The sequence below is a fragment of the Paenibacillus sp. CFBP 13594 genome (assembly GCF_014842675.1).
In the GTDB taxonomy this organism is placed as follows: Bacteria; Bacillota; Bacilli; order Paenibacillales; family Paenibacillaceae; genus Paenibacillus; species Paenibacillus amylolyticus_B.
The window spans coordinates 553,720-569,702 of sequence record NZ_JACYVQ010000003.1 but is presented as its reverse complement, the minus strand read 5'-3'; the positions used below and the strand labels follow the sequence as shown (position 1 = coordinate 569,702).

Genomic DNA, 15,983 nt, shown 5'->3' with positions numbered 1-15,983 from the left:
AAAATGTTAGTCTTTTTCTTTAGTAGAACAAAAAAATTGAATGCAGCTTAATCACTGCATTCAACATGGATATAAATTTAGATTATTTCTTCACCGTACTGTTATACTGCGCAATTTTGTCTGTAATTTGTTTGGCTGCTGCATCCAATGCTTCCTGTGGTGTACCTTGTCCATTCAGGACGGTTTCAATCGCTCCTTCGACAAGTTGTCGAGCTTCCGGGAATACGCCCATCAAAGCCCCGGATGTTGCTGTCGAATCTGCTGAAGCGTGTAATTGGTCGACTGCTGTCTGGAATTGCGGGTACTTCGCCATATTATCCTTTAATACTTGCTCATTGTAGGCTGCTGTCGTAATAGGGAAGTATCCTGTCGCAACGCTCCAGTTCGCTTGTACCTCTGGTGTAGCCAAGTACTTGATGAACTCCCATGCCGCTTGTTGTTGTGCTTCCGATTTGTTGTTCATGATGTACAAGCTCGCTCCACCCACTACAACGCCGCCTTCTTTGGCATCTGCTGGACGAGGCAGGAAACCTGTTCCCAGTTCAAACTTGCCACCTGAACCTTCTACGATTTTGCGCAGGCCAGCCGTGGAATCCAGAGTCATACCAATCTGCTGAGCGGTAAATGCTGCTGTTGTATCGTCTGTGCTACGCCCCAGATTGGAGAGGGTTTTCTCGTCGATCATCTTTTTCCACCACGTTAATGTCTTCACGCCTGCTTCGGAATTCAACAGAGACTCTGTAGCTGCTTCGGTTCTTCCGTTACCATTGTTTACATAATCTGCATTCTGGTTTGCAAAGAACTGTTCCATGAACCAGCCGTAGATCGCCATGGACGCACCTGGCTTGCCGTCTTTCGCCAGTGCTTTTGCTGCTTGTTCAAACTCTTCATATGTCTTCGGCGGGTTCTCCGGATCCAGACCAGCTGCTTTGAACATATCCTTGTTGTAATACAGGATCGGGTTGGATGTGTTAAACGGCATGGCATTCAATTTGCCATCGATGGTGTAATAACGGATGATGTTTGGTTCCAGTTGGGACAGATCGAACTGATCCTTGTCTATGAACTGTTGTACCGGCGTAATCATACCTGAATCAATCATGAACTTGCTACCAATCTCATAGACCTGGATAATGTCTGGACCGCTGTCTGAGCCCATGGATGCTTTGAGTTTGTTCAAGCTCTCATCGTACTTCCCTTGATAGATGGGTTTCACCTGAATGTCCGGATGGCTGGCGTTAAAGTCGGAAGCGAGTTGGTTAATGGCTTTCTCCCCTGCGCCAGACATGGAATGCCACCACGTCAGTTGTGTTGTTTCGGCGGCAGCGGCAGCAGCTTCTGCTTGAGCGCCACTCGCCGGGCTGCTTGTTTCAGCTTTTGTTCCGCAAGCGGAGATAACCAACATGAGTGCAGCCAGCATTAATGCAAATGTTCCTCTTTTTTTCAACCGAAATCCGTTCATAATCGCTCTCCTTTTATATGGCTCGCGTAACAATAAGTGCATAGGTGCTGCAGGATGGCCGTTCCGGATATGAATCGTTCTTTTGATCGCTGTTATCCCCGGACTTTTTTCATTCCCTCTCAAAGGGGAAAATCCGGTGATAAAGGCGAACGCTTCGCTTCTTCAGAATCGATTCTTCTCCTTCACTACTTTTGCAGCTCTTCAAGAGACTTATTGAAAATGCGAGCCTCATTTTATTCGCTCCTGGTATCCAACCCTTAAGATCTTGTACGAAGATACAAGGTTAATTCAAAATTTCTGAATCTTTCACTTCAATTAAATAGTATTAAAACTTACTCTACTCCCCCCTTTTACCCCTTCAGCGCGCCTGCGGCCATTCCGCGGACAAGCTGTTTCAGTCCGAAGATCAGGAGAAGTAAGGATGGTAGAATCACCATTGCGGTTCCGGCAAATACCAGATTCCATGCTGTGGATTCCTGGAACTCCAGCATCGAGATCCCGATTTGTGCGGTTCTCATCTCCGGTGTATTTGTCACCAGCAGCGGCCAGAGATACGAATTGTACATGCTTAAGAATGAATAGATTGCCAGTGTACCCAGTGCTGGACGGGACAATGGCAGGACATGCGATATGAAATAGCGGATATGGCCACAACCGTCGATCCTCGCTGCTTCGAACAACTCCTTGGGTAGCTGCATAAAGAACTGTCTGAGCAGGAATGTACCAAACGCCGTTGCCAGAAACGGCACCGTAAGCCCCTGGTAACTATCCAGCCAGCCCCAACTGCGAACCGTTAGGTAATTGGGAATCATCGTCACTTCCCATGGAATCATCATCGTTGCGACAAACATGCTGAAGATGACGTTTTTGCCTTTGAACTGCATTTTCGCAAAAGCATAGGCTGCCATACTCGCTGTAATCAATTGACCAATTGTTGTCAGTCCTGCGACAAGGAAGGTATTACCGATAAATCGACCGATCGGAACAATATCGAATACTTCGCTAAAGTTGGACAGATCGATGGAATTCGGAATGATATGCGGCGGATAAGCACTCGCATCTTCCGGCGTCATGACAGCCATGAAAAAGGTGTACATCACCGGATACAGCACAAGCGCTGCACAGATCGTCAGTAATCCATATAACAGCGTTTTGGTCCATGTCGCACTCATTGGTAATGCACTTTCCTTTCTACCCATTTGAACTGGATCAGGGTCAGCAGCATAATTACCATGAACAGGATCAGTGCCTGTGCACTACCTGTACCAAAGCGGAAATTAACGAAGGCTTCCTGATAGATGGAATATACAAAAACATTTGTACTGTCCATCGGGCCACCCCGGGTTAGAATGTTGATCTGACCGAACGATTGAAAAGCACCAATGATCGATACGACCGTAACAAAAAATAACGTTGGTGACAGTAGCGGCATTGAGATTTTACGAAACGTAAGCAATGCTCCTGCGCCATCAATCTTGGCACTCTCGTAGATCTCATCCGGTATGCCTGCCAAACCACTGGATAGAATAATGTAGTTAAATCCGAGGTTCATCCAGATGGTCATGATGGAGATCGAGATCAATGCCCAGTCCGGGCTGGTAAGCCAAGGGATTGGGTCAATGCCTACTTTGCCAAGCAGATAATTCAGCATGCCCAGGGTTGGATGGAATAGAAACTTCCAGATGACCGCTGACGAGCCCACGGATAGTACCACGGGCAGAGAGAACACAAATTGGAATACACGCATTCCCTTGAAACGGTTGTGAGTCAGTGCAGCCAGAATCAGAGCAGCCAGCATGCCCGTGGGGACTGTAAACAGCACAAATAGTAACGTCACTTTCATCCCTTGCATAAACAGTCCTGATTGGAAAACTGCCTTGAAGTTATCCAGTCCTACATAAGCGGCAATCTGTCCCGTCGGATCTGTGGAATGCAGACTGAGGTACACGGACTTAAACATCGGGTAAAACAGGAACACTGCAAACAAAAGCAGCGATGGTGCCAGGAAACCATAGGCCAGCAGATTCTCCCGCATTCGCTGCACACGCAGCGAGGTTGCCCGGCGCTCACTCGTACCTGATACACGCCGTTTGGCCGCGGGCAAGCTGATCCGGTTATCAAGCTCACTCATCGGATTTTCTTCCCCCTTGTTTCACGCATTCAGTGTGTGTGAAATGTTACATCCACTTCAGCACCACGTTATCTAGTGTAAGAGTCGAATGTCACAGCAAAATTCATTCTGAATCAACGTAACGTTAATCATGGACAAGGGACTTTACGAAATAAGGGATTAACAATAAACCGAAGTCGGAATTCAAATTCACGACAAAAAACCGCAAGAACTCCCCTGTTTGGAGATGTCCTTACGGTTATATGTGTAAATGGAATATGAACATTAGTCCATTAATAGAAGTGACTCATTTTACAATAATCTGTAAATCTTCCAAACGGGGTGAAGCGTTGAACCGTTCGAGTTAACGATTAAGATGATATGGCACCGTGGTGACAATCACGTCTTTGTAATTGATCAGATAGGCCCGGATCATGAAGCTGGTCTGGTTGTGCAGTACATTTTGCCACCAGTGCTTGGTGATGAATTGCGGAATCAATACGGTGATGTGATCGGTCTCAGCCGTTTTCCACTCTACGGTATCAATGAATTTCTTCAGCGGTCCCATAATGCTGCGGTATCTCGATTTGATCACGACCAGACGAACACCAGGATTCCACTCTTCCCACTTCTGCTCCATCTTGCGTATGGCCTCATCATCGAATCCAATATACAGCGCGACCACATGATCCGACATCGTCTGCGCATAACTGATCGTATTCATGACGACCCGGGTAATGCCTGCGACAGGAATGATAATGGTATTACCTTTGTGGGCTGGTTTTTCCAACTGAATGTCAATTCGCAGCTCATCTGCGATGTTGCAATAGTGACGGTGAATGCGCATGAATACATAGACAACAAGTGGCAAAAAGATAAAGATGACCCATGTCTGCGTGAACTTGGTGAAAATAAAGATCAGGGTAATCGATAATGTAGTCAGCATACCGATCGTATTAACGAGCAGTTTCATCTGCCAGCCGGATGGTTTGACTTTGATCCAACGAATCATCATACCGAGCTGTGACAGGGTAAATGGAATGAACACCCCTACCGCATAGAGGGGAATCAGGCTTTCCGTATTTCCTTTGAACCCGACCACCAGCAGCGCAGACATCACACTGAGGAAAATGATCCCGTTTGAGAAACCAAGACGGTCGCCTCTGACCATAAATGCATGCGGCATGTATTTATCCTTTGCCATCATGAAGGATAGTAGCGGAAAAGCCGAATATGCTGTGTTGGCTGCCAGGAACAGGATCAGTGCCGTCACACCCTGGATGATAAAATACATCGTGCCCCTGCCAAACGTCGCTTCAGCAATCTGGGAAATGACCGTTGCTTTGGGATCAGGCTTCAATCCGTACCCATAAGCCAGTAAGGTGATGCCGATGAACATGGCTCCTAATATACAACCCATAAGCAGTAATGTACCCGCGGCATTTTTCTCGGCAGGCTGCTTGAAGTTCGGGATCGCGTTACTTACCGCTTCCACACCAGTCAAGGCCGAACAACCGGAGCTAAATGCTTTTAGTAACAGAAACATACTCACATGGGATAGACTTGTTCCGAATTCAGGTGCAGCTGCTTCCATCCCCCCGGCAAGAAACTTGATTCCGCCCGAGATAATCAGAATTGCAATCGAAAAAATAAACAGATATATGGGGATCGCCAGCACAGACGCTGACTCCGTCACTCCCCGCAAATTCATAATGGTTAGAAAAACAATCATAATCAGAGCAATCACAACACTGTAGTCATGCAGCATAGGAAAAGCCGATGTAATCGCATCCGTGCCTGCGGACGAACTTACCGCAACGGTCAAAATATAATCGACCAGCAGAGATCCTCCGGCAATCAGGCTGGATGTTGTACCCAGGTTATCCTTGGCTACGATATAAGCGCCGCCCCCTGTTGGATAAGCAAATATCGTCTGGCGATAGGAAAAAATTAAAATGACGAGTAATCCCAGCACGGCGATGGAAATCGGAACAGAATACCACAGGGCGGCGAATCCGGCCGCAACAAGCACCAGCAAAATCTGTTCCGTACCGTAGGCAACGGACGATAGGGCATCCGAGGACAGGATGGCGAGTGCCTTCCATTTCCCCAATTTTTCTCCATCCAGTTCAGCCGATTTCATTGGCTTGCCTATTAAGATTCTCTTCATTTTGCCAAGCATGATCATAACTTCCTTCCATCTCTCATCTGTGAAGCATTGTTATTATGCAAAATCGCAGAGCCGTTGACAATACGTCATTTCACCCGAATTTCGCCAGCGCGTGATAATGCATTCTACGATTCAATAATCGATAACAAAGCCATTCTTGTTCAGCAATTTGAACTTTTTTGAACCAAAATGACGTTTGTTCGTCAAAAAAAAGGAAATGACCTTCGGTTCAATGAACCAAAGACCACTTCCTTGATCTATGCGTTGACTGTACAGCAATATAATTTCCCTGCATCTGCCTTGTCCAGACCTGTGCAGCTTCTTTCTTAAGCTTCTATTTATCTGTCCAAAATGCCGTGACGAGGAGTAACACCAAACGCTTGTGCCAGTGTGGTCAGTTGCTCATCCGTAATTCTCTGCCGGATCTCGTGACCAGCAACCAGCATATATACTTGGGCTGCCTTCTCAATGGTCTCAATCAGACCAAAAGCTTCATCAATCGTTGTACCTGTTCCAAAGATGCCATGTTGCGGCCAGATGACCGCGTGGTATTCTTTCATTTTCTCAGCCGTTTCGCGGCCAATCTCGTTGGATCCAGGAATCATCCATGGAATAATGCCAATGCCATCCGGGAATACAACCACACACTCCGTGCACATCTGCCACAGCGTCTTCGTGAATTTCGCTTCATCCAACTCGTGGATAAACGTCATAGCCAATACATGAGTGGCATGATTGTGCATGACAACCCGGTGGTTCGGGTCCAATTTCAAACGTTCGATATGGCTCATGAAATGCGTAGGCAACTCACTTGTTGGGTTCGCGCCCGACTTCAATCCCCAGAGCACTTCCAGCTCCTGTCCATCTTGCGATACACGCAGCAAGCCTAGATTACTCTCCGGATCAGCGAGTACATTTTTGAAATATTTGCCCGATGCGGTCACGATAAAATACTTGCCTGCCAGCTCCTGTACCGAAAATGCTGGTTTGATCTTGCGAATCACATGATGGATATCGATATATTGGGCTACTTCCTCTTCCTCCAGCAGATAGCTGACATTACCACCATTGCGCTCATCCCAGCCATTTTTCCACATATGCTGTGTAATCTCGGCCATCTCTCGAACAAATGGAATATCGAAACCTGCAGCCTTTGTTGTGTCATTCGTAAGGGTCACGTTCATGATCAATCTCTCCTTATATTGAAAATAATATGACTTGCCACGTACATAGTAAGTTCCTTATTTCACATTCATTATACCTTTGTTTATCTTTGTTAGTCAATAAAAACACAGAAATAACCTTTTACTTATTTTTGTTTAGTTTTGTTTATTTGAAAATAAAACAAAAAAATACCCCACCGGCGCCCGGCGGGGTCAGTCACACATCTATTTAACACGAGAAGGGGTTTACAAGATTTATCATACCTCCGCTACCTTAATAGAAGCTGAAAGCGAAATAAAAAAAGCATGAAAAGCAAGCTGACCCAGTAAGGAGCACATACCTCTTTGAATCGGATTCACGTTAAGTGTGATACGCTGAGGCCTGTCCATACTCCGAAAAAGATTTAAGAACTTTGGAGCATATACGATGGATGCATCTTTCCTGTCGGTTCATAACGTTCATCACCTGTATACTCAAATCCCAGCTTGATCAAGATGTGACGTGACACTTCATTATCCGGATGATGCCCGGCAAACAGTGCCTTCACGTTCATTTTGTCAAAGGCATAACCAATCACCGCCCGCGCCGCTTCCTGCGCATACCCTTTGCCCCAGTGATCCCGGGTTAGATGAAATCCCAATTCATAGATCTCCTCTTCTGGAGAATACGGACGCAGGCCACAGCAACCGACAAACACCTCCGATTTTTTCTCAAAAAGGGGCCAATATTGCACACCCGCTTCCTTTTGCCTTTGAATCTCCTGTGTCAATCGCGCTTCTACTTCATCCTCGCTCAGAAATCCCTTGCTACTAATCCATTTGGCAACCTCATGATCGCCCCACAACGCAAATGCCAGCGCACGATCTCCTTCATTCCACGTCGCACATTCCAACCGCTCGGTTTCAAATAAGATTGTTCTGTTCATCATCCACTAACCTCCTGTATGCCAACACAAATCTGCGTGCCGCCTATACCTTAAATTAATCGAATGACCGTCGGGGTAAACAACATTTATAATCTGTATATGTTCATTCCTTGTAATAACACTTATAATTGCTTAGCCAATCTCTCGAATTGATTAATGTGAGGCTTGATCTCTTTTTCTATACTTTTTATAAAAGAACTAAATTGCTTAGGATTGTACTCATCTCCAACACCAACACTTTTATATACTTTTCCCTTTTGATATGTAAATAAGAAGAAATAGTTGTTCTTTAACCCGTCCAAAATATTTCCGACATCTCCCCAAATTTCGAGACTCAATTTCGAATCTTTGTAAACAAAAGAATATGGCGGATCATATTCTCCATTTCGTACATCATAACCTGCAATCCACTGATCTTTGGCAAATGTTCCTGTTTGGATTCGTGATTCCAGCATTTCTCCAGTCAAAGCTATTTCGTTAATCTCAAGTTTACCTTGACCATCTTTCTTGTCGTTCTTCCAGTTCCCGTCATACTTGGACTCTATAATTCTGTCCTCACCGCGTGTTATCACTTTATATACGCCATGTCCTGAACGTTCCCCTAGGGCCCAGCTTCCTTTATAGGTTTTTGTTTTTCCCCAGGTCATGGTTCCACTTCCGTGAGGTTTTCCATTTTTGGTCTCTCCATAATATGTAGCCCCATTGCCATACTCTAGGGTGGTCATCTCAGTCGTCGCCTGAGCAACATGTGGTGACAAGATTACAGACAATCCTAAGGTTGCCCCCAAAATGCAGATGAACAACTTTCTAAACATCAAATCTCCCCTTCTCTCGCTGTATAAGAAATTCATTCTTATAACAACCTATTAATCAAATAATAAGACTCTAGTATAATATCACTTTCAATCCAGAAGGTTCCACATAAAAAAGAAGACCCCCGTCGACAAGATGTCCGACAGAGGTCAATTAGACCCGCAACAACAATTAGAAATCAGATGTTGCCACTTGAATCGTACCTGTTGAAGCACCAGCTGCACTAGTCAATAAGGCAGCTACGAGCAGCAAGTGTACAGACAGTGTAAGGCTGTTGCCGGCAGGAATTAAATACGTGATGACAGGTGCATTCACGCGAGTAACAACCAACTCAACTGCAAACGGACCAAAGTTGTTAACCGTGATACTGGCATTAGTGCCCCCAGCCAAATTCTCATAGTAGGATTTGCCCACACCTGCTGCCAAATTATAAAACTGTTGTGGTAAAAGGATGGCCATTGAAATCACCTCCTTTTGCTTTGATACGGTATTCTATGTTTGAAAACTATTAAAGCAACGGTGAATTACCAGCGTCATAATGTCCAATTTTAATAGACTTCATAGATTGATAGACGAATGTACGCAAAAAAAGCCCCACCGGACCATCCGGTGGAGCCAACTCAGCTTACTTTAAATATAACAAGTTTAATTACGCATACAGCATGAAAAAGTTCAGTTCATGGCCCTGCTGCTTGAGATAGTTATACAGCTGCGAACGGTGATGGAATACATGCGTTACCGTTTCAATCTGCCATTGAACCTGCAAGTGACCATGTTCCATATAAAAAGCTTTCGTTGAACGATTCAAAAAGTCATCTTCGCTCATTCCCGTGATATAGGCTTTGTAGGATTCGAAATTGCTCCATAACGTTGCTTCAAGCTTCTCGATATCCTCAATCCCCGATAGACTATTCTCTACTAGCCCAACCTCAGCTTCACCTTTTTCCTGCATAATGGCAAGATCAGATGCGGTAATCTGGATAAAATGGTGCACTAGCTCCACCAATGAACGCATATTCTCCTGTGGACGATAAGACCAATCCTCCGAACGGATCAAGCGAATTAACGAAGCCCCCGTCCGTACGCCTGTTTCCAATTCATTCAACAAGTGATCCCGAATCTGCAATGTTCCATTCATATATGATGTCTCCCTTATCTTTTATTCTCACGACTTCAGTATAACCGAAGGTGCTACCGATCTATTGTACAAATCGGACAACATTCTGCCATGTTCCTTGGCTGCCGTCAACGGAGTCTCTCCATAAAACTTGCGAAATTGCCGAATCAGATGGGCTTGGTCAAAAAATCCATGATTCTGGGCAATCATTGCCCAGTCTGCCGTGTTCCCCTGATGAATATCACTCAGCACACGATGAAAACGAACCACCTCACTGAATCGTTTGGGGCTGATTCCGACCCATTCCGAGAACTTGCGATGCAACTGCCGCTCACTGATCACTTCACGCATCGCCAGCTCTTGGACACTCATACGTCCCCCATCTATAAAGATGCGGTGCAGCACGTTTTTCATCAAATTGTTCTCAGATGTGCTTGCCTGTAAGGGCAACGGACTCAAGTACGCATTCATAACCTCTACTCGCTCTGCAAAACTATTCGTTTCGGCCATCCGTTCCTGAAGCTCGTTCAGCTTCTCCGGCCAACATTCCTGAAGGGTAATTCGCTTATCCGTAAACCACTCCAGAGGCATGCCATGGAAGACATGCGCTCCACCCGGGAAGAACCGGACACCAAAAGTGTAGTCTCCAGCAGGAGGACCATGAACGGTTGGCTCAGGTAGAGCGAACGGCAGTGTATAATTGCCACAGTAAGCATAGGAGTGCTCTTGACAGACCGGGTCGTATGTAATCAGCATATCCGTGCAACCATCCGGCAATACCCGAGCAGGCACAGTCATCACCGATGGCTCTCGATCTTCACCCGAAGTAACATCCGCATGCGAGTTCGGAAGAGATCCAGATTCCCAATAACAGGCCACATAAGCCATCAGACCGGCAGCAGGTATTTTCTCAACATAATAACTGTTAGGGTACGTTCCATTCATCTGAATCGGCTTAAACAACGGGTGCAGACTATGATCCACAATTCCATCCTCCGGTCACTAGAGTTGGTTACACAATATGTATTCATCTATCATACCACCAACCGCAGAAATGAAGAAAAAAAGTGCCCTACCGGAGGACAATCCGATAGGGCCAGTCACACATCTATTTAACACGAGAAGGGGTTTACAAGACTTATCTTACCTTCCCAACCTTAATAAAAACTGAAATTGGGATGAATAACAGATCAAAATTCAAAATAAAGAACAAGATTCAGACTTTCAATTCAGTCCATGCAGTTTGCGAAAACGTTCGGGACTCATGCCTGTATGCCTTTTGAACATCGCACAGAAATAACTGGCGTTCTCGTAACCCACTCGATCAGCAACTTCATATATTCGGAGCTCTCTCTCACTGAACATAAGTTGTTTGCTCCGATTGATCCGTTCCTGGTTCACGTAAAATACAGGTCTGATATGGAGCGCCTTCTGAAACAGCCTGCACAAATATTGGGGAGATACTACAGCCACATCGGCCAGTTCCTTCAGCGAAAGTGAACGATCCAGATGCTCTGCGATATAACGCAGCACAGGCTTCAAGCGCTCCAGTTCATCATTATAATTGGCGGATGCGATGAGCAGTGGCTTCAGATCCAGCAGCAGGGCATATAATTGTTTGGAGCATTCCACATCGTAATCTGCGTAATCCGTGGTATCCCCATTCTCTCCTCTAACCAGAAGTTGCTCCAGGCCACGTAACAGCGTGGCTGTTCTGAGTCTGCACACGCGTGAACCGGTTATTCCCGCATAAGATAATAACTGGCTGGCCTCTCTCCCCTGAAACGAGACCCAAGCCAACTCCCAACGATCACTGATGGGCATATATCGATGCGGGACATCAGGATACAGAAAGAAAACGTCACCCGGTCCGACGATATACTCTTCGTCTTGTATAATCAGTCTCCCCTGGCCACTAATAATCTGATGGATCTGATAATCCGGGAATCCCTCTGGACGCTCGGTTTCATATTGGTGTTCCCAGTAACCAACCGTGGTCATATAGATCGGCAGGCGAGCAGCTTCTTCTGTTTTACCAAAAAAAATCCGGGTATCCATCCAGTACACCACTTTCTTCAGTGTTAGTTTCATATTGTGATATATATGGGCAATATTCTTTATTCTCTAAGTCATCATTCAATTCTATAATGACAATATTATAACATTTCAGAAGGAGTTGCTGTTATGCGAAACAAACTGGTATACACCCCTCCGGCAAATGGATACCCGGAATGGAACAATAATCCCGAGACTTTTCAAGTAGGCCGTCTACCCGCACATGCGTCTATGGTAGCGTTTCCATCTATAACAGAAGCATTGTCCAATGATTCCAGCGCATCGCCATGGTACGAATCACTGAATGGTCCATGGAAGTTTGCCTTTGCGGAGACACCGGAGCAACGGATTGCATCCTTTTATGAGAACAACTATGACGCCAGTGACTGGGACGAGATCGCTGTTCCTTCCAACTGGCAGCTACAAGGTTACGATTATCCTCAATATACGAATATGACGTATCCGTGGGTCGAGCGCGAGCCTGAATTGAAGCCACCCTTTGCACCAACAACTTATAATCCGGTGGGTTCGTACATCCGCACGTTTACTGTTCCTGCGGACTGGAAAGACCGGCCTGTCCTGCTGCACTTTGAGGGCGTTGAATCTGCCTTCTATGTATGGGTCAACGGGGAACTCGTCGGTTATAGCGAAGACACGTTTACACCCGCAGAATTTGATATCACCTCATATCTGACGGAAGGTGAAAACAAGCTGGCTGTGGAGGTATATCGCTGGTGTGATGCGAGCTGGCTGGAAAATCAGGATTTCTGGCGGCTAAGCGGCATATTCCGTGGTGTATACCTGCATTCACCTTCCCCGGTTCAGATCGCCGATTTCTTTGTTCGCACTGAACTGGATGATGCCTATCAGGATGCGGAGCTGCTGTTGGATGTGAAATTATTCAATCATAATGCGGTGCAGACGACTGCCGGATTGTCCGTTCAGGCACAGCTCTATGATGCACAACAGCAGACTGTACTGAAGCAACCACTTACTGCGGCGGTCACTTTCCAGGGCGAGGATGAACTTTCATTCCAGTTGTCAGCAGAGGTTATCAATCCGCTTCTATGGAGCGCCGAGACCCCCCATCTATATACACTTGTGCTGTCCATTCAGAATGAATCGGGCGAAATACTGGAGGCTGTTCGCAGCCGGATCGGATTCCGCAAGTTTGAACTGAAGGATGGCCTGATGCAAATCAACGGCAAACGCATTGTGTTCAAGGGCGTCAATCGTCATGAATTTTCCCCGGATAAGGGTCGAGCCATTGGTCGGGAAGACATGATCCGTGACATCGAGTTGATGAAATCCTATAACGTTAACGCTGTGCGTACATCCCATTATCCGAATCAGTCACTCTGGTACGAACTGTGTGATGAATATGGCCTCTATGTCATTGACGAAACGAATCTGGAGACTCACGGTACCTGGGATTATGGGCAAAAGGAAATGAATGAAAACAATATTCCCGCAAGTAAGCCGGAATGGCGTAGTAACGTAATAGATCGCTGTAACTCGATGTTCCAACGGGACAAAAACCATCCGTCCGTTATTATCTGGTCTCTGGGTAATGAATCCTTCGGCGGCGATAACTTCATCGCCATGTACGATTATCTGAAACAAGTCGATCCGACCCGTCTCGTTCATTATGAAGGGACTTTCCATTATCGCCCTTCTGATTCGGCAAGTGATATTGAATCCACAATGTATATCAGCCCACAAGATGTGGAGCAATACGCGCGCATGAAGGGTCCGAAGAAACCTTATATTATCTGCGAATACAGCCATGCCATGGGTAACTCTTGTGGAGGTCTGCATCTGTATTGGGATTTGTTCGATAAATATGATGTGTTGCAGGGTGCATTCATCTGGGACTGGGTCGATCAGTCCATTCGTACCACTACGGCAGACGGTGTAGAATATTTTGCTTATGGCGGCGATTTCGGTGAATCTCCTCATGATGGCAATTTCTGCGGAAACGGACTGATTCTGGCCGACAAGACAGTTACACCGAAGCTGGAAGAAGTGAAGAAATGTTATCAGAACGTTCGTATGGAAGCCATTGACGTCAAAGAAGGCTTGCTGCGCATTCGAAACCAGTTCCTGTTCACGGATCTGAGCGAATACTCACTGGTATGGACACTAGCACATAATGGCGTGTCTGTAGAGAACGGCACGTTGGACATCGCGGTACCTCCTGGCGAATCGACTGAAGTCCGTATCCCTTACACACCATCATCCGATCTGTTCAAAGAAGCGGTATTGACTGTATCTCTGGTAACCAAAGTTGCAACCAAATGGGCAGGAACAGGTCATGAAATCGGCTGGGATCAGTTCGTGGTATCTCCGCGATTGCGTCCAATCCAACTGGTACACCAAGGACAAGACAATTCGCCACAGGTACAGGATCTGCAAGATGAATTGAAAGTAGCTATAGGTCAAGTCACGTTGAGCTTTAACCCGACTACTGGCGCGTTGACGTCTTATCAGATCAATAATCAGGAGCAATTGCTGGCACCTGTCCGCCCGAATTTCTGGAGAGCCATGACAGACAATGATATGGGGAACCGCCTGAATGAGCGTTCTGCCTTCTGGAGAGATGCTCACGCTACCAGCAGATTAATTCGCTTTGAACACCATGCAGACGAGCAAGGCATTCTAGTGACGAGCGATTATACGTGGGATCAACATCCGGGATGTACGCTGTCTATTACGTACCGAATTAGTCCGGATGGCGTGCTCGAAATCAGCCAAACTCTTATTCCAGGCGAGGGCCTACCCGATCTACCGGAATTTGGTATGCTGCTGCAACTGAATAGCAGCCTGGATACGATATCCTGGTACGGCAGAGGTCCGCATGACAACTACGCAGACCGTCTAACCAGTGCACGTCTTGGCTATTACACAGGTGCGGTTCGAGATCAATTTGTTCCATATCTGAAACCACAAGAGTGTGGTAACAAAACGGATGTACGCTTTGCCGAAATTACGTCAGCGGATGGTCAAAGTGGCCTTCATGTTGAAGCCAACATACCATTTGAAATCAATGCGTTGCCGTGGACACCGGAGGAACTGGAAGCAAACGACCATGTTTACAAATTACCTCAGAGTACACAGACTGTCGCTCGCATCAATTACAAGCAAATGGGTGTCGGCGGAGACGATAGCTGGGGCGCACGTACCCATGCTGAATACACCTTGCCAGCCAACCGAGCGTATCACTTCACCTTTACGGTAAGACCTGTATAACATCAAGCAAGTACTGCTGGCAGCATGCCGGCAGTGCTTTTTTTTGTTGGGGCAGTGAGTAGTGAGTGTTTGAAGTTTTCCATGGGAACATTATAATGAATGAGGTGCAAGAAAAGATCTTTATTAGCTATTACTCTATTACGAGGTGAGAATTTGCAATATCTGTTTATCACCCTCTTCATTCTTGGATTTATCGCATTTTTGGGATTTCTTATTCTGATGATCTTATCTATTCGCAAAGGTAATAGGTTACCGATCAGATTTATTTTTCTAACGACGGCCTGTTTTGCGATTGCTTCAATAGGTTTATATGGGATGCTGAATTTATCTTCGAACTCTACTCAGTCTGAAATAGATCAGACCCCTACACCCCAGATTAAACTTTCGGGCCTCCACATGACTACCGATGAATTTAAAAACAAGTTTAATGGCGCCGTGGGCAAATACCGACTGAATGGTTTGAGTATTACCCGCTTGGATATGAAAGACTCTTCCGAGCAGGGCACTGGTACTTTCGAGTATGTATTCAATGACGAGTTGCGTTTGGTTGGTGCAGTGAATGCAGATAAGAGCATTCAGGAATTCAGGTTATACGCAACTGGCGATACGCGTAAACCAACAGGTGGAATTTATATGACTGCTATCGCCACACTCATTCTCACAACCAATAGTGAGTACTCGTATAACGATGCACAAGATGTCATTCAGGATATGCGTCTATTGGATCGCGACGTGAATCAGTCTGATTTTGATGGGGCGACAGTTCGCAACGGATTGGAATATCGCTTCAGCGTACAAGATCATGAACACTCTACTTTTGAAATAACTGTTGCGAAATAAGATGCGATTGTGCAAAAAGGTAAAAAGGCCGCTCCATGAAGGAACGGCCTAACGTGTGGTATGTACTATAGGAATGAT

The 15,983-nt window shown here is 45.9% G+C and carries 13 protein-coding genes; 2 read left to right on the top strand and 11 right to left on the bottom strand.

The window, feature by feature from the left end; genetic code table 11:
• Positions 1-82: 82 nt before the first annotated feature.
• The 11 genes from IFU39_RS13345 to IFU39_RS13295 all read right to left on the bottom strand — a co-directional run bounded on the left by IFU39_RS13345 (position 83) and on the right by IFU39_RS13295 (position 11,852).
• Positions 83-1,462 (bottom strand): ABC transporter substrate-binding protein, encoded by a 1,380-nt coding sequence (locus tag IFU39_RS13345; protein WP_192133109.1) that lies wholly within the window; start codon positions 1,460-1,462, stop codon positions 83-85.
• Positions 1,463-1,812: 350 nt separating this feature from the next.
• Positions 1,813-2,634 (bottom strand): carbohydrate ABC transporter permease, encoded by an 822-nt coding sequence (locus IFU39_RS13340; RefSeq protein WP_091015359.1) that lies wholly within the window; start codon positions 2,632-2,634, stop codon positions 1,813-1,815.
• Positions 2,631-3,593: a carbohydrate ABC transporter permease gene (locus IFU39_RS13335; protein WP_192133107.1), complete on the bottom strand. Its 963-nt coding sequence runs from the start codon at positions 3,591-3,593 to the stop codon at positions 2,631-2,633. Before IFU39_RS13335 ends, IFU39_RS13340 begins: the two co-directional genes overlap by 4 nt.
• 343 nt (positions 3,594-3,936) lie before the next feature.
• A complete protein-coding gene (locus tag IFU39_RS13330; protein ID WP_192133106.1) occupies positions 3,937-5,754 on the bottom strand; it encodes an APC family permease in 1,818 nt (605 codons plus the stop codon).
• A gap of 326 nt (positions 5,755-6,080) precedes the next feature.
• Entirely contained in the window at positions 6,081-6,926 is an 846-nt protein-coding gene (gene rhaD, locus IFU39_RS13325; protein ID WP_105597690.1) for a rhamnulose-1-phosphate aldolase, read from the bottom strand.
• A gap of 383 nt (positions 6,927-7,309) precedes the next feature.
• Positions 7,310-7,831 (bottom strand): GNAT family N-acetyltransferase, encoded by a 522-nt coding sequence (locus IFU39_RS13320; RefSeq protein ID WP_244660967.1) that lies wholly within the window; start codon positions 7,829-7,831, stop codon positions 7,310-7,312.
• 122 nt (positions 7,832-7,953) lie between these two features.
• The gene (locus IFU39_RS13315) at positions 7,954-8,646 is read right to left on the bottom strand and encodes a hypothetical protein (RefSeq protein WP_192133101.1); all 693 of its coding nucleotides are present in this window, start codon (positions 8,644-8,646) and stop codon (positions 7,954-7,956) included.
• 169 nt (positions 8,647-8,815) lie between these two features.
• Positions 8,816-9,103 carry a hypothetical protein gene (locus tag IFU39_RS13310; RefSeq protein ID WP_091015368.1) on the bottom strand — a complete coding sequence of 96 codons (288 nt, stop codon included), beginning with the start codon at positions 9,101-9,103 and terminating at the stop codon, positions 8,816-8,818.
• A gap of 190 nt (positions 9,104-9,293) precedes the next feature.
• A complete protein-coding gene (locus tag IFU39_RS13305) occupies positions 9,294-9,782 on the bottom strand; it encodes a DinB family protein (protein ID WP_192133099.1) in 489 nt (162 codons plus the stop codon).
• A gap of 27 nt (positions 9,783-9,809) precedes the next feature.
• Positions 9,810-10,745: a helix-turn-helix domain-containing protein gene (locus tag IFU39_RS13300; RefSeq protein WP_192133097.1), complete on the bottom strand. Its 936-nt coding sequence runs from the start codon at positions 10,743-10,745 to the stop codon at positions 9,810-9,812.
• Positions 10,746-10,985: 240 nt separating this feature from the next.
• On the bottom strand, positions 10,986-11,852 hold the full coding sequence (locus tag IFU39_RS13295) for a helix-turn-helix transcriptional regulator (RefSeq protein ID WP_223199868.1): 867 nt from the start codon (positions 11,850-11,852) through the stop codon (positions 10,986-10,988).
• A 93-nt stretch (positions 11,853-11,945) separates the two neighbouring features.
• Here IFU39_RS13295 and IFU39_RS13290 point away from each other — a divergent pair, with 93 nt between their 5' ends.
• Together IFU39_RS13290 and IFU39_RS32660 are read left to right on the top strand one after the other, a co-directional pair.
• Positions 11,946-15,065 (top strand): glycoside hydrolase family 2 TIM barrel-domain containing protein, encoded by a 3,120-nt coding sequence (locus IFU39_RS13290; protein ID WP_105597684.1) that lies wholly within the window; start codon positions 11,946-11,948, stop codon positions 15,063-15,065.
• Positions 15,066-15,218: 153 nt separating this feature from the next.
• Positions 15,219-15,905 carry a hypothetical protein gene (locus IFU39_RS32660; protein ID WP_105597683.1) on the top strand — a complete coding sequence of 229 codons (687 nt, stop codon included), beginning with the start codon at positions 15,219-15,221 and terminating at the stop codon, positions 15,903-15,905.
• Positions 15,906-15,983: the final 78 nt, after the last annotated feature.